Here is a 20370-nt window from a genome sequence, read left to right as displayed (position 1 = left end):
TTGATTTTTTGGTGCTTGTCACTGGCACTTGTGCCAGTAACAGAAGAAAAATTTCGATTTTTTCAAAAAATTTTTGCCTTTTGGGTGCGAAAAACCCCTTGACCATACAGCCAAGGGGTTCAGTTTTGCTTGTTCGTCTTTTAAGGTACTGGTCAAGCATTTTTGTAACAATAGGTGGTATAAAGGCATTCTTCCCTGTATTCATTAGCCCACATGCTAACGGAACTTTTTGCAACATTAAATTCAACAGCAAGTTGATGTATTGATTTGTCGCCTGCCATATAGGCTTTAACGACTTCTTTTTTGAAGTCTTCGCTGTAACGTACTGACATAGTGAAGTCCTCCTTATTTAAGTAATATTATAATATATTATTCGAACAAGGTGTTACAAATTTAGTTTACCACTACACTTCCACTCTATGCCGTATGCCGGAGCCGGGACATGCAATGTAGCTACCATAGTTATAACACTTAGTAAACAAACTACTAATTTTTTCATTTTATCCCCTCTTAATAAACTTATTAGAGGCTACCTTTTCGCAGAATACAAAACATACATGACATGTCCATCCCTTAAAAAGCTAGCCTCTTTAATTACTTTTTAATTATTTAATTTTAAGTTTCTTCTTAAACAACTTAATGGCTTTCTTATTTCCTTTAAGTTTAGTCTTCTTAGACTTAATATTTTTCTTTGCTTTCTTGCTAAATGCATTCTTATTTACAGTCTTAAGTTTTTTACATTTGAATGTAATCTTCTTAATCTTGTTATCTCCTATAAATGCCTTAGAACTTATTGTCTTAACTGCTTTTCCAATTACTACCGTTTTAAGTTTTGAGCACTTCTTAAATGCATTTTTTCCGATAACAGTTACCTTGTTACCTATTGTTACCTTCTTAAGTTTCTTCATAGACTTAAATGCCTTGTCTCCAACGGCTGTTACATTTAATCTATATCCCTTACAATCTGCTCTGTCCGGAATTGTAACCTTTGTTATTTTATTCTTCTTAGCAGCTACTACACCAATAACCTTTGATTGTCCTAATGTTGCAGTATCAATTGATGTAATCTGGTATATGAAATTTCCTGCCGTATATGTCATTCCAACGTATACGCTATGGCTAGGAGGTGCATCCTTATAGGTGGCCTCAATCTTCACATCATTACCGGGCATGGTGAAGGTGGTGGTGGCGCTGGTCTCGTTAGCCAGTGTTACGCCGCCTGCCTTAACGACCCACTTATCAAAGACCTTGCCGGTCTCCGGTGCGTCTGCCGTAACGGTGACCTCAACGCCCTCCTTGGCGCGGGTGATGGTTGTGCCTGTGGCAACGGTTGCCGTGCCGCCGGTGACGGTAACGGCGTAATCCCGCAGGGCGGGAATCTCAGTGTTCTCGTTGCGCTTAGCATGGCAGCCGGTGCATTCCTCGTGCTGCTTGCCGGGCTGATTCAGCGCCGCCTCCTGATCCACTACCCATACCCAGGTATGCTCGGCAGTTTCGGTGTAGGTGGAGCCGTCCGTCATCTTGCAGACGGTGCAGTGGCGGCTGTGTATGCCGTTTCCGTTATCCGTCCAAGCCGTGAACTCGTGAGCCTGAATGTTGTAGCCGTCGCCTGCCTTGCACTCCTGACAGTGATTTCCGGGATCCAGATACAGGTACGGCTGACCGGAGTAGTCATGCTGGTGGTCGACCGTAACGGTGCAGGTAGCCTTCTTATTGCCGCAGGAGACTGTGATAATTGCCGTACCCTGTGCCTTAGCGGTCACCTTGCCGGTGCTGTCAACTGTTGCCACGCCGGTATTGTTGCTCTCCCAGTTAAGGCTGCCCGCTGCGTTGACAGGCTCCTTCACGGCGGAGAGCTGATAGGTCGCGTTAAGCTCCAGATTTACCTTCGTCGGGGCAACGGTAACACCGGTAAGTTCAACGGTGGGAGCCTCGGTCACGGTGACATTGATACGGGAAGTCTGAGAAAACGATTTGACATTGGTTACGCCTTCCTTAACGGCAACCAGCTCAAGTCTGGTGCTTGCCGATCCGGTGTGCGCCGCTTTCGGCTTGATCTTGCCGTTCTCCAGCGTAATGTTATCGTCGCTCGTCTTATATGAAGCGCCGTAGGGTCCGACCTTGACAATGCGCCATTCCAGATGATAGCCGCTGTTCTCAGGCAGTAGTTTCGGAAGCTCGGTCGGAAGCTCTGCCGTGTCGTTTTCGCTCAGGGTAATATCCTCGTATGCGTAAACGCTCTCAAGTCTCAAAGCATTGGCCACAGTGGAATCATCGTATACAACCACATACCATGTGCCGTAGGCGCTTGATGTGGCACTGGGGTAGCTGGCTCTCAGATTTGCGCTGCCCTTAGAAACGCCGGTGATCGTGATGGTATGGCCATTGTGGAACGGTGTGGCCGTCCCGGTGCTTGCGTTAATTTTTCCATTGGAGATAGCGATGTTGCTTGTTGTCGCGCCCTCATCCTTGAAGGTGATCTCCTTCCAGGAGTTGGCGTTGCTGGGGTCTACGTTGACCTTCAGCTCTACGCTCTCGCCCTTCTTGATGTAGATCGTTCCGTAGCTGCCGTAGCCTTCCAGCAACACGCGATCCAAAGGAACATAGTCATACAGCCTGATGCTGTTTTTGCTCACAATAGAGCCTGCCGTATGGGTGTTAGTCTCCTTGAAACGGGCGAAAACATAATAGGTGGTATCGCTCGTCAAGCCGGTTACGGTTGCGGAACTGATCTGATTTGCGCTCCAATTCGGCGTATCAGTCGTGCTGTAAACATACTCGCAGTCGGAGTCAAAGTTCGTGATTTTAAAGCCGGTGTAATTGCCTGCGCCATTCTTCACAGCCTCCAGCTTAATAACCTCAGGATAATTGTTGTTGGCAGCCTTGCTGACCTTCACCGGTGCGCCGACGATCTCGCCGAGATACCCCTCTGCCGTGACTACTACACGGATGCGGACATTCTCGCCCATGTCAGCCGCCACAGGGGTGTAGCTGCCTCTGGTTGCGCCGTCAATATTCGTCCAAGTGCTGCCGCCGTTCGTGCTGCGCTGCCACTGACACGACTTGGTGGCTTCTGCGGGGGTCACGCTGGCAGCGGTGGAGATAGAGCGGCCGAAAACGATGCCGCTGGTGTAGTACACGCTGCCCTCGATGGTGGGATCGGGTTCAACCACCGGTGCTTCGTTCACCACCAGCTTGACGATATGCTGGTTGACGAAAATGCCGACGAAGCTGCCGTCCTTATCCAGATTCAGCTGCAAATCATAGGAATAGACCTTGGGGTCTGAGCCCGCAGGAATGGTGACCGTATGCGAGGTTTTATCGGCAGCGATGGTATCTGTCTGCTGCACTGCGGAAGAACCGGAGATATAGCGGTCGCACTCTGCGCGATAGCTGTAGCCTGCGTCTTTCAGCTCCTGCGCCAGAGGATACCACTCGAACTTGAGGGTATGCGCTGTGCTGTTGTCCATCCGCTCAAAGGCGCCCTTCCAGTCCTTGAAGTAGTCGATGGGGTTGCCGTCCAGCGTAACGGACTTCATGCCCCATGCGTTCGATAGAATCTTGGTCGGCTGGTCATTCACTGCCTTAATCTCAAATACAAAGCCCTCTGACCATCGCTTACTTTTGTTGTAATCGTAATAGGGAATGTATTCGCGGTAGCTGCTGGTGTCTTGTGCCGCAAAAGTGCCCTTGCCCGTCTGAACGGCGTTTTTTCCCAGCATTTCAGTTGCCAAAAACGTAACATCGCTATACGACAGACGCGGTCTCACAGGTGCATAACCATAATCCGAGGGTTGCTTATCAACTGACAATGTTTCATGGATAGTGCCGCCGTTCAGCTTTACCGCTACATGGTAACCCGTTAAATCCTTGTCGTTTTTATCTACAAATGTTGGCCTCATCCAAAATTTCTTGTGGAACTCACCGCCGTTGATGACCACTTCGGGTGTGGTAAAGCTGTTCTCAAAGCTGGCAGCCACCCATGCCTGTACATAGTCGAGGAAAATACCGTTGTTGATCACGGTGAGCGGCTTGGTGCCGTCACCCGAGCCATTGAGCATGACCTTCTTTTCAAAGGTGCCACCGTTGATCTGGATGCGCGGTTCATTTTCCTTCCAGTCGCTGCCACCGGCGTCCAGACGCACAGGCCCCTAGAAGGTGCCGCCGTTGATGCTCACCTTGCAGGAGTTCGCCGCCATCAGCGTATAGCCACAGTAGCCGTTGAGCAGGTCCCTATACTCCTCCTCAAAGTACTGGCCGTAAGCATTATTTTCCCCTTCATATGTCTCCGGTGCAACATGGAGCGTGCCACCGTTGATGGTGACGGTTCCGCCGACGTAGCAGTAGATCACGCGCCTCCATTTGTTCTCGGTCTTGAGGCTGCCGGCGTCCACCTTCAGTGTTCCGCTGTTTAGGGTGAGCTTTCCGTATTGTATATTAAAGAGGTAGCACGAGTCGTTGTAGGTCGAGCCGAGAATGGTTCCCTTCTGGCCGGAGCTGCTGTCCAGCACCGTCAGGTCGCCACGCCTGATCATGATCATATCGCTCATGGCGGTTTTTGCGGAGTACATCCGCAGCGTGTGGCCGTTCAGGTCAAGCTGCTTCCTGCCCTTGACCTCCAGCGGCTCAATGATGCCCATGCCGCTGGTTAGCGTGCCGGTGTCGATATCGCTGCCCAGCTTGATATTGTCTGGCGGATTCTGATTGCTCAGCGCCGCCTTCAGCTGGTCATAGGTGTTGACCGTCGTCCATGATGTGTCCGCCGCATTTGCCGTCACGCCGGTGATGGGTACCATTGTCAGTAGCATCACAAGCACCAGCAGGATGCTGACGATGCGACTTCGTGTGTTTGTTTTTGTCATATTATCACTTCCTCTCTCAATATCATTTTGAAAATTTGTCTATGCATTTTGTGTTGCCTGATTTAAACACTGTCGATTACCGAAGCAAAGTAGTTTTCGGATACCGAACCGAAGAGAAAAGCGTCTATCAGACCCTCGCGCTTTGCCTGCCGTACCTTTTCGGTCAACTCTCCGTCTGTATCGTCATCCACAAAGAGAATGACCCGGCAGTTTTCCGTGTTCCGTTCTACCTTGTCACGGATTGCCATTCGTTCTTTGAACATCCATGGCGAATACGCCTTGACCTCCATTAAAAGCACATCCGGTCGATGCGTCTTGCACCACTCGACGGTTGCGTCCGGCGACTCGGAAATCACAACTTGGCAATCGTCCAATTTTTGCATCAGCATTCGCTCCATGGTGTGCGCATGGATATCGCTCTGAATGTCCAAAACGATTTTTTTCATCATTCATCACCACCTTCTAAAAGCATAACTCTAATCTTACAGTATCAATTGTACTGATTTTTTGGCGCTCGTCACTGGCACTTGTGCCAGTAACAGAAGAAAAATCCCGATTTTTTCAAAAAATTTTTGCCTTTTGGGCGCGAAAAACCCCTTGACCATACAGCCAAGGGGTTCAGTTTTGCTTATTCGTCTTTTAAGGTGGTTACCATGAGCTTGTTTTCAATGGCAGTTGCAACCAGTGCTTCTCTGCTTTTAAAGCCGCCCTTTTCCACCATATCGTCCAGGTTCCAGCGAACGCCGTTTTTGGAAATGCCCAGCTTATCGGCAATTTCCTGATAGGTAAAGCCCTTTATGTAAAGCCGCAGGATGTCTAACTGCCGTGGCGAGAAGGCATCGGACATCGTACCCTCCATTTCAATGGCCGGAGCGATATCGGGGAATACCTTTTCGCCTGCCAGGGTGCGCTTTACCACGCTCATCAGTTCCTCTGTGCCATGGTCCTTATACCACAGGCTGTCGGCAGCACCCATTTTGGCTCTTTGCAAAACTTCGGGATCGACAAGCGAAGTAGCCACAACGATTTTGATTTGCGGAAAAGCCTTTTTGATGCGCTCTGCGGCGGCAAGACCAGAGTGCTTGTGCTGGGTCTTCACATCCATAAGGACGAGCTTTACGGTGGCGTCGCAATGCTTTTCCGCTTCAAAGGCGTCACGGAAAACGCCGACAAGATTAAACTCGCCGTCTGCAGCAAGACGATCGACAAAGTGCTTTTGGATGTATAAATCATCCTCTACAAGTATGGTGTTTATCATAGGCTAACCTCCTTTGCGGGAATCGTAATCAGAAGAGCAAATCGTGGATTGTGCGAAATATGCATTTCACCGCCGGAGCTTTCAATACTGCGGCGAAGCGTTGACAGGCCACTGCCTTCCTTTATCGGCTCTGTGGGTATTTTGCCGTTGTTGGTTATGGTAACATCATAGCGTTCGCCGCGCTGGACAATGCGGATATATACCTCATTCCCGTCTGCGTGCTTGATGCAGTTGGTCACGCACTCCTTGGCGGCAGCAACGGTCAGCTCCTCGGCTACGGTATCACGTGGCAGGTAGCCGTCGATTTTTACAGCCACGCCAAGCTGCCGTGCGGTTCTTTTTACCTCGTCCATTGTGCTGACAGAGGTGACACGGTTGCTTGCCAGCATACCGATGGCATTTTGCAGCGCCTCAAGCTTTCGCTCGGTATCCTCTCCGCTGTCTATGATGTCACGGATGGTCAGGAGGCTTCGCCCGATGGTATCGTGAATATGGACCTTTAGGTCAAGGCTTTCCTTCTCCTTGACATCGTCCTCCATGCGAGCGTACATATTCCTGAGCTTTCGATTGACTTCTGCCAATTCTTTATTTATTTCCTCTTGCTTTTGGTAGCCGTTATACAGCTCGGTTACATTGTGCGCCGTTATCTGCTGCCAGCGGTCATCGCTGTCCACGGTGATATTTTGTGTGCGAAACTGCCAGACAGTCTTGTCGGGCAAGATGTAGCAATCATCCTTGACGGTTACGGATCTGTCCGGCACGCTCAGGGCATTTTCCATATCGCTTTTGATTTGCAGCTCGTGGCCGCAAAGGGCAAAAGAGAGCCTGCGCATACGGTTGTTGCACAGGATGATCCTGCCGTTGGGGTCGGCAAAGCAGATGCCCATAGGCAGCTTATCGGTTGCTTCCTTAATGGAGAACGGCGAGAGCTCGTTCTTTTTACGGCGGTATTCCCGCGGCAGAGCAATGGCAAAGTGAACTGCCACAAGGAAAATGGCAGCGGCAAATATCAGCCACGGTGCATCCAGCAGAAATGCGTCCCCAATATTATCGGGATCTGCCTGGGAAACGGAGAACAGCAGTGGAATCATCACCGCCATAACCGCCAGACTCAGCAGGCTGCACACCGGCTTATTGCTGCGAAGAAGCTGATACATAAACAGCCCGATTTCAAGGACGATCTCCACAAGCATGATAAACGGCAGCATAGTCTGCCAAAATTCAGAAATGAAAGAAAATGCACTCATTTCCTGTCACCTTCTTTCGCTTCAAATACAAGGCGCTGGTATTCCTCGTCATCCTCTTTTTCACAGCGGATACTGTCTCCGCTTACCAAAGTGGAAAGGTCGGCCTTGCAGCACACATTCAGTGACAAGCGCAAGCCGTCTGCCTTTATGAGGCTTACCTGTATGCCTGTTAAATTCAAAATATCGGCTTCAATAACCGATTCATAAAAATCAAATACAGCGGTCGCCGTTTTGCCGGAGAGCATGGAAAGAGACTCGTCCACATAGAGCGAGCTGCGAACGCCCAACAGCTTCAGCGTTTGGAGGGACTCATTGAAGGCACGGTGGAGTTCCGTTGCCGCTATTTTAATATCTCGGTCGGTAAGGAGCGTCAGATGCTTGCGGCGTTTAATATAGCTGCACAGCACGGCAATCTCGGCAAGGAGCGTTTTGGCGCTGTCGGGATCGGTGCTTGAGATTCGGCGGTATTCCTTAGTGAGCTCCGCAATGCGGTCGATCTGCGTCTGCGTAGTGGAACGCATGAGATCATACAGGCGGTTTTGCTCCTCCACCTTGCGGCGCTTGGCTTCACGCTTGTATTCATAACGGAGTATTTCGTTCCTGTCGGCAAGCTCATCTGCAAGAAGCTCGGAGTCCTCCTTGATGTCACGCAAAGCCGACACATCCTCTGTCCATACGGCATAGCCGCCGTCAATGGGCATGGTGTGAACGGTCAAGCCGCCCATCGTGACCGGGCTTTGCTCGGCTTTTTTCATCGTTTCCTTTGAGATAGGTGCAGTGTTTACAGCTGCATACCGAACGGTAAAGTCCTTGTCGGTGATCTCTGCCGATGTGCCGACAGAGGAGGCAAACAAGTCCACATAACGGCTGTTTGAATGTATATATCCGCAAGCGATGCAAAACTCAAAGGTCAGAATATACATCACACTTTGGAATGCAGCAATATCGCCGAACAAGTGGAGCAGCCAATCCGCACCCGCATAGTAAAGTGCGCTGTAAACAATCGCCAGCAGCATAGGAACAATGGGCAGAAAGTGGAGCCTTCCTTTTTGCACGCGGCATTTTAAAAACATAATTATGAGTGCAGCAAAGGCACATAGTACCTGCCAGCCCACACTAATGAAGTAGCCTATCGAGTAACCGTTGTTTTTGTCTGTCCACACGGTGGCGTCCTTCGGAAAGGTAAATACGAATTGGTGCAGGTCATTTGTGAGCACGAGCAGAAGCAATACACCGGAGATGATCCACAGAGCCGACATTCCCTTGGGGAATTTGTATTCGTCCGGCTTTCCCAATGACATGGCAATCAGCAGTGCCAGCATAGGCACAAACAGCATGGGCAGATAGAACAGATACCACAGGTAACGGACGGCGTCCGGCTGCCAGAATATAAAATACTTTGCCGAACGGACTCCCATCCATATGATGAGCAGTACTGCGGTGACCGTCATAAACCTGCACACCTGCTTTTGCACGATCCGCTGACGGACGGAGAGCCCCCAGGCAGCGAACAGACCGATATAGATAAAGCTGCGCAGATAGGAAAACAGCATCGGGTAGAAACTGCCCCTGCCTACAATTCGGAAGCAATATGCCAGTATCACGGCAAGCACAGCGATGCCGCTTGTTATGATAGTATTCTTTTTCTGTTCGGTCATAAACATACCCCATTTCGCCTTCATTCGTTTTTGCTTACCCTTGGGTATAACTTTTCAAATTAAATTATAGTATAAATCCGTCTATTCCTCAACTGCGTCTTGCGAGACTTCAGGTTTTGTATTCCTGAAGGTTCTCCAAAAAATTATGGGAAAAAACTATATTCAAATATGATATGAACTTCTAATCACGCGAAAAGAAAAATAGTTCATATCGTCTGTTTGTCTAATTAATTACATCCTGTTCTTTTATCTGATTAATCATTGCTCCAAATAGTACGGAGAGTTTTGATTTCATCTCTAATGGAAGTTCATTACACATTCTAATGCTAATCCTCGATTTTAAGGATTCTGGTTCTTTCCTGAACCTCTTTTATCTTATTATTGTTATAACTAAATTACGTGGGAGCACCACTACTACTTTTTTAGTGTTCCTCATCCTCAACTACAATGCATTTCCTACCTGTAACAATGTAATCAATAGTAGTATCAAAATACACTGACATTTCCATAAGCGTTATAATACTTGCTCCATTTTTTCCCTGCTCAATATTTCTATATCCATCTGTAGATATTCCAATGTCATATGCTGCTCTCTCCTGTGTTACTTTCTTTGCCTTTCTTAATTCCTTGATTCTTTTTCCACTTTCTTTGTTATCGTAATAAATCATCTTTTTCCTTTCTGGAAAACCAGAAAGGTTCGTTGTCTGCACCTGACAATTTAGTTACATATATGTTTTTCTATGCGAAATCAAAAAAGACGCAAGGAAAATCCAAAAGAATCCACATATCTATAAGATACATACCAATTACCTCGGCTTTTATCCTTATATACTCCCATAAATCCTCCTTAATCCTGATACATTAGTTTTTTGAAAAAATACTTTGTATTTACTTTTCCCTGAACCACCATATATCCTTGCTGCTTTAACTCTTCGTTTAACATTCTCATGATTTCATATGCCTTACCATCTGACACTTCAAGAATTTTTGTTACATCTTTTACATCCATAAATAATTTATCTGTCATATTTCTAATCTCCTTTTTTTATAAATTGTTATTTTATTTTCATTGACCACAGTTTTAATATAAATGTATTTCTTCCCAAAGTCGTGGTAGCACCGCTACTACTTTAATTGCTTATAAAACGAAAAAAAGACTCCAATGTGACTAATTAATCACATTGGAGCCTTATTCTCCTATATTTGCCGAAATGGTATCATATTGGTATCACTTCGGTAATATTATATACAATTATGTGGTTCAAAGCCCTTTATTTAAAGACTTTTTAAAAACTTGAATTCAAAAAAACTGTTACTCAAACTCGATCTCAGTAGCTATATATTGTGTCTATACAAAACGCTCATTGCCATATTTTGTGTAGCCATTCTTGATATTCTATATATTCTTTATCATCTTGGGGATTTTTGCAAGCGAAACGCAAGCACTATAATTAAACCTATATTTGATTTATATTTAGACATGTATCGTTCCATTCTCTCTTAATACTATATCTTTAATTACAGTTGCCACTATTGTAGGATATACCCTCGACGTTTCTTCTGAGACTTCCCAAATTTTTCCGCCCTCATCAACGTCAGCTCCATGATCAGCAGCGTTTCTAACTTGTCCAATATAATCAATCATTCCCCTATGTTTTTTTGATAATACATTCCCTAACGCCGAACTTTTTTGAAGTATTCCATTTTTACCAACTAATGACACACTATGTTCATCCGCAATTTGTTGTAGAAAAGATTCGAAAGCATTCCCCGAGTATAAAATAATAGTTTTTCCTTCTGTTAATTCATTTTGTACCTTGCTAAATGCATCCGAGAGGGGAGTATACACTTTATCGGCATCTATGTAATTATATGTGCTTTCTCCCAATAACGTTTTCAAAGCATTATCATCATTTGCTTTAGATCTTAACACAACATCTAAAATTTCCAGATACGTCACTTGGTCATCATTCAAAACAAATTGATTAGCGCCATCACTTATCATCGCCTTAGCATACGTAGCTATATTAGTAATTGTATTCTTAATATCCCTATATGTTGTTGTCATACCATATAAGACTTTCAATTGCTTACAAGCCAAATCTATCGATTGTGTAAATATATATCTATCCTTAAATGATTTAAACGGTTTATATTGCTCTAATATAAACCTCATAATTGTGGCCTTTTGTAAATCATTTCGTGCAGAAACCAGCAAATGTGATAGTAATGAATCACTTTTATACGATTGTGAAATACTATCAAAATACAAGAGTTCCATATTAACAGCCATTTTTATCGCATTCTGTGCCTGTTGTTCTGATATATCTGCGAATTCACTAATATATTGTATATCACAAATATCTTTTCCTGCCAAAGCAGCGTCAACAACACTAACAATATCCTCAGCTGTGGTAAGAACTATTTCATATTGCATAATTCCACCTACTCTCTATTCATTGATTGAATTTAATAATTGCTTGATTTTTTCACTAAGTTCATCTAACTGATCAACCGATGCATCGATATTTATATTTATATTTACAACAGTGCCATTTTTTATCTTCTTATCATCATATATTTTTACAATTTGCTCGGTGTCTTTAATTTGATTATTTTGTTCTATTTCTTCATTTGTATCAATAACATTTTCTTTTTCAACGGCCAAGATTTTTCCATCTTCTTCCCTAACCATTCCTGCATCCTTAAAAATTTCTATAATTGTATTTGCACCAACTTTTGATGCACTTGTAGTCGACCCCGCTGAATACAAAATATGATTAATGAGTGCTGTCTTATCCATACCATTTCTAATCTTAATAGCAGACATCATTCTTGTGAGAAACTCATTATTTTCAATCAACATTTTCCATATTTTTTGTACTTCTTCTCTTATATTTAGAGAATATGCCCTTCCTAAAGAAAAGCACTCACTAGTAGGTGTTTTCTTAGCGCCCTCCATCAACAATTGCATTTGTAATAAGAAGCCATTATTTCGGCTAACAATTGTCCTATCAATTCCTGATGCTTGGGCAATTGCATCTAATGGTTGAGCTTGCCCTTCTTTTCCACTTGAATATGCCTTAATTATTTTTATTATTTCTTCATATGAAGAACCTGGTAACTTAAAATTATCTGCCATCTTTTATCTTCCTTTCATAACACAATTTAATATTTATTGCTTTAACATTAATTTTACTACCGACTTTATACTTCAATTCTATTATTTATCTCATATATCCATCCGACATCACCTCCTTCAAACAACTCTATAAACCTTCCAAAATTGCTACCTCCTGTAATTGTATCGATTGTCTCCAATTTTTTCACTCGTCGACTCATATCTTTGTAATTCTCCGCAGTAACATGTTCCATAACTTTTTGAATCTGGTCTGCTCTTCCTTTGTAATTCTCCACCCCGGTATATTCCTTTATCAAGGGAGCATTCACTGGTTTTGCTGGAGATTTCAGATTTTCATCGGTCCAATGTTTAGATATAATCTGCATCGTACATGGATTACCAAATATAATCACTTCATTCGCAGCACTATCCACACCATGAAACTCATTAATTTTGCGTTTAATGTCCTCATACTGCTCGTGAGGTTTCTTTTCCGTATCACAGAACACAAGCACAAGTTCATCTGCCCCATTTTGATATCGGTCCTGATACCTCGCCGGGATATTTCCATTTCCACCAGCATTGACCAATGAAATATCATATTGCTCATTCCATACTTTTAAATTTTTTAATCGATTTAGATACTCATATTCCTCATTACCTTCACAGATAATACAGATTTTATGGTTATCCAAAAACTTAGGGAGCTTATTTGGCATCGGCATCATCCCCCTTTACACCACTTTTAATACTAAGCAATGAGTTAATCAATTCAGGATCAGGCAAAGCTCCAAGCGCACCTTTCCGATATTTTTCCATAACATCTGTCGTATCTCGTACGCCCTGCTGTGCTGTAAAATCTGCAAGTGAATATACATACACACCTTCTTCATCCTTATGAACAAACCAAATCTGCTCCTTTCGAAACATTCGCTTGCAATCCATAAGATTTATATCATGTACTGTAAATATCATCTGTGCACTTGTATTTAATTCATTATTAAACATCGCAACAATCGCCCTGGTAAGCTTAAAATGAATACTGCTATCCAACTCATCCACGACTAAAATCCTGCCTTGTTCAAGTGCTTCAATTACATAGCTGGCAATAGCTGCAATCTTCTTTGTTCCTGTGGAGTCAAACATCATACTTGGCACATGGACTCCCTTATAAGTAGAAACCAATCTGATTTGATCCATAATGTTCTCCGGAATATCAAGCACTTTCTCATCTGGCTTTTCGTCACCTTCACCAGTTTTCAGCTGTATCTTATCCATATCCACATATTCAAAATTATCCATATATAAGTCAGCATTTTTTATGAACTCAACAACCTTTTGCTGTAACTGATTCTTATTTTTCATAAGTTCAATCGTGTGCTGCATAGGTATGTTATTCATATTGATGATATCAATTTTTTCTGCAAATCCGACAAGAATCTGCTTCATCTCATTGATATGTTCGAATTTGCTTGTATCTACCACATAGCATAGCAAATTATTCTTCGATACAACTGAAATCATATTCTGAACAGCTTCATCAATACACTCATATATTTCACTAACAGTATCTTTTTTTAACCAACAAACTTCCTTTTCGTTGTTGTACTGATCTTTAAATATCTCCGAAAATGACTCATATATATATTCTTCTTTTTCTGAATCATACTTAAAATCATAAGAAAACTTTCTTCCAGATGCCATAAATGTAACACCTAACTCGCATACATCACTATCAGTAAATATATTTGGCATCAGTCCATTCTTCTTATTTAAAAGTACATTTCTTATTGCCCTAATGCACTTGATTAGACATGTTTTACCGGCATTGTTTGGTCCATATATTCCTACCGTTTTAAGGACATTAAAATTATTCTCTTTGTGAACATTTGCTCCAAATTTTTTATTTCGCATATCTGCTTTCATCGAAAATGTAATGTCATCCTCAAATGCATAACAGTTTTTTGCTCTTATCTCTATAATCATGGCTCATTCCTCCAAGTCACTTTTCTTCTTTACTTATCATTATTATATCATCAATTATTTTTTATGCAACTTTTTTTCACAAAAACTATAATTCAGAGATTAATTAAACTTAACATAGCAAAAAGGACAGCCTCCCAGGGAGCAGTGCGACTGCTCCGTTTTGTTATATGTCAAGTCTCTCTGGTACCAATTTTTTCCAATACATAGAAGGATGACGAGGATACAAGTAATAAGTTGTATTGTCGGCACATCCCTCTTTCACAATTTCATAAATACTATTATCGAGTTTTCCTAAGAAAATAACTATCTCTGGGTTAATTATTTCAACTTCTTTTACAATAAAATCTCTATACGTTTCAGCATACGTTTTAAGCCTATTCATGTCACACGTACTATCTCCACCCCGTTTGTTTATATTTATATATGCACATTCATCAATAGTTGATTTCAATTTCAAATCTTCCAAACATTTAATTGGAAGGTTATAGTACTCCGTACTTTTATTTTTCACAGCACATTCCTTTACCCAAAAGAATTTACCATTCTTCTCATCTTTACTTTTTTCCGTATCATAAATATGTGGCTCCCTGCAAACAAATAAAACCTTAGCCTTATCCTCATTGCCAAGAAAACCATCTTTAGAAAAGATATATTTCCTACTAACATCATAATTAAAATATGTTTTTTTAAAAGACTCATCACATTCGTCAATTTGGGCTTTTTTCCAAACTTTAAATAGTTGGTCCAAAGTATTACATCTATCAATTTCTTCTTTATACATTTTTCCTTCTAAATGAAAAACTAATCCCTATACTTTTTCCAAATATAGAAAAATATTTTCTCTGATTTTACAAATAACTCATAGGTTCTATTCTCGTCTCTTTGAAGTCTCTGTGCAATTTTTTGAAATTGTCTTTCGCTTTCTCTATTATTATTTATATATACAAAATCCAGATAACACTGATGGCACCAGTAATTCCTTATTTCTCTAATATCATCAATCAAATCATAATCATCGTCAGACAATTCTGGACGATCATCACTATAATCTAAATTTTCTAATTCTCTAGCTATTTTTCCAAGATTGCTTTTTTCTAATCTATTAAAATTATCATCAAAATTCCCCTCATGCATTGCGGCATAGGTTCTTCTTAGATTAAACTCAATACATTGTACTTGCTGTATCAATTCACTATGTATTAGTTTAAATGTATCTCTATCCATGCAATTATTCTCCAATTATTACTGTTTTCCTGTAAATAGAATCAAAATAGAATCACATTAATATAAAAACACCCCACAGTGCCTATAAATAAAGGCATTGTGGGATTGTAGTGTCTACTCAAACTCGGCTTGTATTAAGTTTAACTTAAACATATTTGTTTATGTTTTGTGTGTTTTTATCTGTTTATTTACCTATACTATATTATTTGTATTATCCTTCTGATTTCGTGTTGCCATAATGTTGCCACGGAAGTATTATAACATAAGTCAGATTTTATTTCATTAAGTTCTTTTAATGTCTATAAAAATATATTAAACATTTTCAAATTCATTGAATGTTTTTTCAACTATTTTTATATTTTTTCTCTTAAAAATAATAACAAATTTTTTTGAACTTCCTATTTTTTTCCAAGTGCCTTTCCCATCTTGTTGATTCAATGTTCTCTGGTATAATATATTCTTGTAATAATATTCTTTTATTTTAACTGGTCTATCTAGAAGTGTTTCAATGAAAGAATCTATAATTTCAAACATTTCCTGCTCACTACGATAGTCAAAGGAAAAATAAATATATTCAAAATTCCAACACATTATTACGATTTCATCTTCTAGGAATTCCACTTCTATGTTCTGCGTAATGCATAACTTCGATTTATTATTACATATTTTATACTTTTCAGATAACATTCTTTTTACAACGCAAATATCTATCATTTTCCTAACCACCACTCCTTAAAATAATTTCTACCATTTGTAAATCATCTTACTACGAAATGTATCGGTTTATTATGATGTGTGGTATGTATTTCAAACTGTACTTTACTCATAACTTTTATTCCCATATACACCCCATTACTTCTGAAAAAGTATAATACTGGCTTTAATGCTTTATTAATTGCATTTATTATACGAACTCCCCATATCATACCAACCACAACCCCAAATGCTACACACGCGACAGTAAAAGCAGTTAGTTTTTTTCCATTTAATCCGCATTTTTTTCCTATAGAATATGCAAGTGCTCCAAATATCACTCCACTAGCAGCTGCAATTGCAGCTCTAAAAAACCATTTTCCTGTTGGATCTATATTATTAACCGGATTTCCATTACAATAGCAATACAAATTATCTTTATACACACTATCACTTTCTATTTCTAATACACTGACATCATCTGCATTTATAAATCTTCCCACCTCTGCATCGTAATATCTGCTCTGCAGATAATAAAGATTTGTATCGCTTTCAGTATCAGTGAAGCTTCCGTCATAGTAGTATCCTCTGTACAATACATGATTTAACTCAAAGGGGACCTCATATCCTTCATAACAAAAACTCTTTTCTGTATCTGTGATGACATTTCCCCATGCATCATATGTATATGAAGCGATTTCTGCTCCCCCGTCATCAAGCAGACCTGTCACATCTCCCTGCAGGTTCTTTTCATAATAAAGTCATATTTATGTAGATTATATATTTTAGATTAAATTAAATTAAATTTAATCTAAATCTGTCACACTCCCTTCTTCATCTAAATAAATTCCAATTTGTGTAATATATATATTGACTCCAACAATTTTGAAATAACATTTATAATATACTTCTTTCTTCCCTTCACTAGTCTCAAGATAAACAGCTACTTTAACATGTTTATTAATCCAGTTTTCATTGTCATATGAACATTCTACTGATTTTACTATGTGATTTTTATCATCCCAATATATGTTATTTAGGATTTTTTTACTATCTTCTTCAGAAATATATTTGCTATTACAATTTTCAGTCAAAATTGTTTTAGTAAAAATATCTCCTATTTGATCTAAATAGAAAAATCTTACAGGATATACAATAACTATTGTTATTATTGATATTATTAATAACGTAACACATATTATCTTTTTTTTATTCATACAAACTTCCTCACTCCTTTATGTGGCATATCTCAACATGATCGTAATAATCCCCTTGTAACGGTTCTCGAAGGTCCTTATTAAAATGACTGTCTGAATGTGCAGCATAATTAATTTTATCTGCTGTTACCGAAGAAATTATGGCTGTATGAGAATAACGTTTCTTTTTACTGGAATAAAAATATATCATATCACCAACTTTTGGATGAAATCTATTTATATAATTTTTCATTTGTTGTTTTGTTACTTTTTTTTACAATTTTAAATGATTTATTACTAAAGTATTTTTTTACATACTTTCTTTGTTCCACAACCGTTGTCCAACTCTTTGTGTATGCGAATCCAATTCCCTGTATACAAGGCATACAATACCAATTACTGGTCATGTTAATCCCTCCAGTCCACAAGCACTGTGATGCAAAATTTGCATTATTCAAACTCGCAAAGTCTGGTTTGATTCAGATTATTTCAATGTAGTTATCTATACTATTTTGTATTGATAGCTCATACCTTTTCCACACATTATTTTTCGTTTCACATATTTTTAGTACCAATCCAGTACCATTGCATTTTTTCATTATTGTGTGTAGTTCAGGTGGCTTGCAGGTTTCTTTTACTACTCACAGAATAATTTTCTGCTGGCTTGCTTGTCCACCTATGGAAATTATAATCTCCAGGCAATATTTCTGCAAGAAAAAGTTTTGTGGTACCAATGCTCTGTATCTGCAACTGCTTGAAATGCAGAAATCATTCACTATCATAATATCTATGTAATTATTTTATAATCGGATTCATTTTTATAAAACTGATTTCCGATTATTTATTTCGATGTAACTAGCTTGCTTTCATACACAATCTGATTCAAATCATCAATAACTAAAAATGAATCTTTTGATCTTAAATCAATATTATTCAACTTAATTAACTGCATTCGAACATTTTCTAGTAGCACACATTTTTCAATCACCTGTGAATATTTTTTTATAAATTGTCTAGAAGCATTGCGTAATGTTTTTATTTTAGTATTAAGTTTATCCTTTAACTCTTTATTTTTATTGCTTTTATATTTACCAACTAATCCATAACACTCTTTAATCAAACTGCAAATTTCAGTCCAACCATTTTGATACTCAATTCTATATTCTTTACCATTGGCTATAATCATCGATAGTTCTGTACTAATATATTTTTCTGCATTAATAACATCTCTATACTGTTCTACACTCGATTGAAACACACCCCTATGGGCATATCTATGTCTATTTCTGATAAGATCATCATATTTTGAAATTTCATCTCTATTTTTATTGATAATAAATTTAAAACTATCGCACAATTCATCTCTTATACTTTTTTCCAAAACAATATAGCTTACATTTGGAGAAAACTTCTCAATATCCAATTTTTTATTAATGAAATTTCTAGCATATAAATTTTCAGTTCTATCTTTTTCAAGTAATTCATAATAAAAATTTTTTACAAGTTGTTCTGCATAAGTATATACACCAATCAGTAATGCCCTTTCATATGCATCAATACAATCGCTCAATGCTGAAAATTCAACATTAACTTCTCGAGAAAATTTTCTATATTCTGCTGTATGATCAGCAAAACTATTTTTTATGAGTTCAACATTTTGCAGGGCAATCTCATTTTTCTGAATTTCATCTTCTACATCAAAGTCATATATTTTCATATTATCTGTATCCTAATATTCCCTCACATATTTCAAATCTTTTTCTTATTGACTGTAATGTTCCTGTACTTATGCTAAATGGATTTTCTTCTTCTCTCTTAAAAGATTTTTCCAATATACTATACATTGTATTTAAATACTGATTTTTTATAACTTCCGGATCAATATCTGTTAATGAAATTTTTTTCTCTATTATAACTCCCAACATCGCCTCAAGTATACTAACATTTAGATTTCCAACAAACCCCAATTCATCTTCATTTATTTTTTCTACCTTTCTAAAAATATTTTTGCTTTTTCCAAATATTGAATACATCATTTTTATTGCACTTGATAAGTCTTTTATATAGTTTTTACTTATTAACTTATTCTTGTTATCCTCACAATAACTATTCAAAATATTATTAATTCCAGATTTTTCAAACTTATATCCTCTATAAAAAACATCTGACATTACAATAACTCTAAGAAGAGCTTCCACATGAGCATCCTTTTTTATTGCATTATTTGAGAACAAACTTTTTAATTCTTTACACGAATCTGCCGTCTCATAAAGTGCATTTATAAATTCACCATATGCAAGCGATTTTCTTATCTGCATAGAATTTAGTTTGACAGATCCAGTATTTATTCTCTCAAATATTAAGTATTTAGAACTGTAATCGTTCGGTCCAATTTGCCTAAATTCTATTAAAGGTATAGTACTTCTCTTTATAATTCTTTGATATTCTGGTTCTAACTGATCAAAACTTTTTCCAACAAGTTCTTCCATTATTTTACCTGATAGTTTTGACTTTCTCTTCTTTTTTCCTTCCTCAACTGCATTCCACGGTTCTCCATTAACATAGTTTGTAACAGTTGTAAGTCTTTGAAAACCATCTATTAATTCATATTCATTATTTCCTACTTCCAATAAAAATAATGGTGGAATTGGAAGTCCTAAAATAATTGACTCAATTAATCTAGAACTCTTTTGAGCATCCCATATAAATTCCCTTTGCATAGCAGGTTTTTTTATTTCTCCACAATTAAACATATCAATTAATTCGCCAAATGATCTATTACTAACCCAATGTTTAATATTATAGGAAGTTAAAGACTCTTTATTAACTTCGCTTTCAAACAATTCACTTATTTTATTTTCGGTTTCTTCATCTATATTCCCTAGTTTTTCCAGTTCTATAAACATTTCATCTAATGAATTGGCTTCAACTTCTTCATTGCAAACATTATTTTCCTCAACATCTACATAATTAATAAAATTATTTTCAACACGAATATATAATTTCATATTTTTTCCTTTCTTCAAATCATATATCCTCCAAACTCTTTTTAAATAGGATATACAATTTATAGTAACATCATTCTTGTAAAATTAATATTTATTCTTACATTATTTACCCAAATA

General features: G+C 39.1%; 22 protein-coding genes. All 22 read right to left on the bottom strand.

From position 1 onward, the window contains the following. Positions 1 to 152 precede the first annotated feature (152 nt). Positions 153 to 332, bottom strand: a complete 180-nt coding sequence (locus ACQY63_RS10305; RefSeq protein ID WP_428245177.1) for a transposase — start codon at positions 330 to 332, stop codon at positions 153 to 155. A gap of 273 nt (positions 333 to 605) precedes the next feature. Then, the gene (locus ACQY63_RS10300; protein ID WP_428245176.1) at positions 606 to 4145 is read right to left on the bottom strand and encodes a leucine-rich repeat protein; all 3540 of its coding nucleotides are present in this window, start codon (positions 4143 to 4145) and stop codon (positions 606 to 608) included. Between the two features lie 6 nt (positions 4146 to 4151). Further along, positions 4152 to 4862 carry a pectate lyase-like adhesive domain-containing protein gene (locus tag ACQY63_RS10295; protein WP_428245175.1) on the bottom strand — a complete coding sequence of 237 codons (711 nt, stop codon included), beginning with the start codon at positions 4860 to 4862 and terminating at the stop codon, positions 4152 to 4154. A 62-nt stretch (positions 4863 to 4924) separates the two neighbouring features. Further along, positions 4925 to 5311, bottom strand: coding sequence for a hypothetical protein (locus ACQY63_RS10290; protein ID WP_428245174.1), 387 nt, complete (start codon positions 5309 to 5311; stop codon positions 4925 to 4927). A gap of 179 nt (positions 5312 to 5490) precedes the next feature. Continuing rightward, on the bottom strand, positions 5491 to 6120 hold the full coding sequence (locus ACQY63_RS10285) for a response regulator transcription factor (RefSeq protein WP_428245173.1): 630 nt from the start codon (positions 6118 to 6120) through the stop codon (positions 5491 to 5493). Beyond that, positions 6117 to 7367: a sensor histidine kinase gene (locus ACQY63_RS10280; RefSeq protein WP_428245172.1), complete on the bottom strand. Its 1251-nt coding sequence runs from the start codon at positions 7365 to 7367 to the stop codon at positions 6117 to 6119. The genes ACQY63_RS10285 and ACQY63_RS10280 overlap by 4 nt, the downstream gene beginning before the upstream one ends. Further along, positions 7364 to 9031 (bottom strand): histidine kinase N-terminal 7TM domain-containing protein, encoded by a 1668-nt coding sequence (locus ACQY63_RS10275; RefSeq protein WP_428245171.1) that lies wholly within the window; start codon positions 9029 to 9031, stop codon positions 7364 to 7366. The genes ACQY63_RS10280 and ACQY63_RS10275 overlap by 4 nt, the downstream gene beginning before the upstream one ends. 416 nt (positions 9032 to 9447) lie before the next feature. Further along, a complete protein-coding gene (locus ACQY63_RS10270; RefSeq protein WP_428245170.1) occupies positions 9448 to 9693 on the bottom strand; it encodes a helix-turn-helix domain-containing protein in 246 nt (81 codons plus the stop codon). A gap of 179 nt (positions 9694 to 9872) precedes the next feature. After that, on the bottom strand, positions 9873 to 10052 hold the full coding sequence (locus ACQY63_RS10265; protein WP_428245169.1) for a DNA-binding protein: 180 nt from the start codon (positions 10050 to 10052) through the stop codon (positions 9873 to 9875). 447 nt (positions 10053 to 10499) lie between these two features. Beyond that, positions 10500 to 11462, bottom strand: a complete 963-nt coding sequence (locus ACQY63_RS10260; protein WP_428245168.1) for a hypothetical protein — start codon at positions 11460 to 11462, stop codon at positions 10500 to 10502. Between the two features lie 15 nt (positions 11463 to 11477). After that, a complete protein-coding gene (locus tag ACQY63_RS10255) occupies positions 11478 to 12167 on the bottom strand; it encodes a hypothetical protein (RefSeq protein ID WP_428245167.1) in 690 nt (229 codons plus the stop codon). A gap of 65 nt (positions 12168 to 12232) precedes the next feature. Continuing rightward, positions 12233 to 12865, bottom strand: a complete 633-nt coding sequence (locus ACQY63_RS10250) for a hypothetical protein (RefSeq protein ID WP_428245166.1) — start codon at positions 12863 to 12865, stop codon at positions 12233 to 12235. Then, the gene (locus ACQY63_RS10245; protein ID WP_428245165.1) at positions 12855 to 14132 is read right to left on the bottom strand and encodes an AAA family ATPase; all 1278 of its coding nucleotides are present in this window, start codon (positions 14130 to 14132) and stop codon (positions 12855 to 12857) included. Before ACQY63_RS10245 ends, ACQY63_RS10250 begins: the two co-directional genes overlap by 11 nt. Before the next feature lie 163 nt (positions 14133 to 14295). After that, positions 14296 to 14913 carry a hypothetical protein gene (locus tag ACQY63_RS10240; RefSeq protein ID WP_412654189.1) on the bottom strand — a complete coding sequence of 206 codons (618 nt, stop codon included), beginning with the start codon at positions 14911 to 14913 and terminating at the stop codon, positions 14296 to 14298. A 20-nt stretch (positions 14914 to 14933) separates the two neighbouring features. Then, the gene (locus ACQY63_RS10235) at positions 14934 to 15356 is read right to left on the bottom strand and encodes a hypothetical protein (RefSeq protein ID WP_428245164.1); all 423 of its coding nucleotides are present in this window, start codon (positions 15354 to 15356) and stop codon (positions 14934 to 14936) included. 312 nt (positions 15357 to 15668) lie between these two features. After that, positions 15669 to 16070 (bottom strand): hypothetical protein, encoded by a 402-nt coding sequence (locus ACQY63_RS10230; protein ID WP_302690130.1) that lies wholly within the window; start codon positions 16068 to 16070, stop codon positions 15669 to 15671. A gap of 44 nt (positions 16071 to 16114) precedes the next feature. After that, complete coding sequence (locus ACQY63_RS10225; protein WP_428245163.1) at positions 16115 to 16780, bottom strand: RHS repeat-associated core domain-containing protein; 666 nt, start codon at positions 16778 to 16780, stop codon at positions 16115 to 16117. Between the two features lie 75 nt (positions 16781 to 16855). Continuing rightward, positions 16856 to 17266, bottom strand: coding sequence for a hypothetical protein (locus tag ACQY63_RS10220; protein WP_428245162.1), 411 nt, complete (start codon positions 17264 to 17266; stop codon positions 16856 to 16858). Positions 17267 to 17276: 10 nt separating this feature from the next. Next, complete coding sequence (locus ACQY63_RS10215) at positions 17277 to 17456, bottom strand: hypothetical protein (RefSeq protein ID WP_428245284.1); 180 nt, start codon at positions 17454 to 17456, stop codon at positions 17277 to 17279. A gap of 22 nt (positions 17457 to 17478) precedes the next feature. Continuing rightward, a complete protein-coding gene (locus tag ACQY63_RS10210; protein ID WP_428245161.1) occupies positions 17479 to 17652 on the bottom strand; it encodes a hypothetical protein in 174 nt (57 codons plus the stop codon). Positions 17653 to 18086: 434 nt separating this feature from the next. After that, on the bottom strand, positions 18087 to 18962 hold the full coding sequence (locus ACQY63_RS10205; RefSeq protein ID WP_428245160.1) for a hypothetical protein: 876 nt from the start codon (positions 18960 to 18962) through the stop codon (positions 18087 to 18089). Position 18963: 1 nt separating this feature from the next. Further along, positions 18964 to 20271 (bottom strand): DUF262 domain-containing protein, encoded by a 1308-nt coding sequence (locus ACQY63_RS10200; RefSeq protein ID WP_118351272.1) that lies wholly within the window; start codon positions 20269 to 20271, stop codon positions 18964 to 18966. Between the last annotated feature and the right edge of the window lie 99 nt (positions 20272 to 20370).

The sequence above is a fragment of the Eubacterium sp. Marseille-QA0814 genome, assembly GCF_965119675.1.
Classification (GTDB): Bacteria; Bacillota; Clostridia; order Lachnospirales; family Lachnospiraceae; genus Eubacterium_G.
Note: the sequence above shows the minus strand (reverse complement) of the source record. Positions and strands in the feature narration are given on the sequence as shown.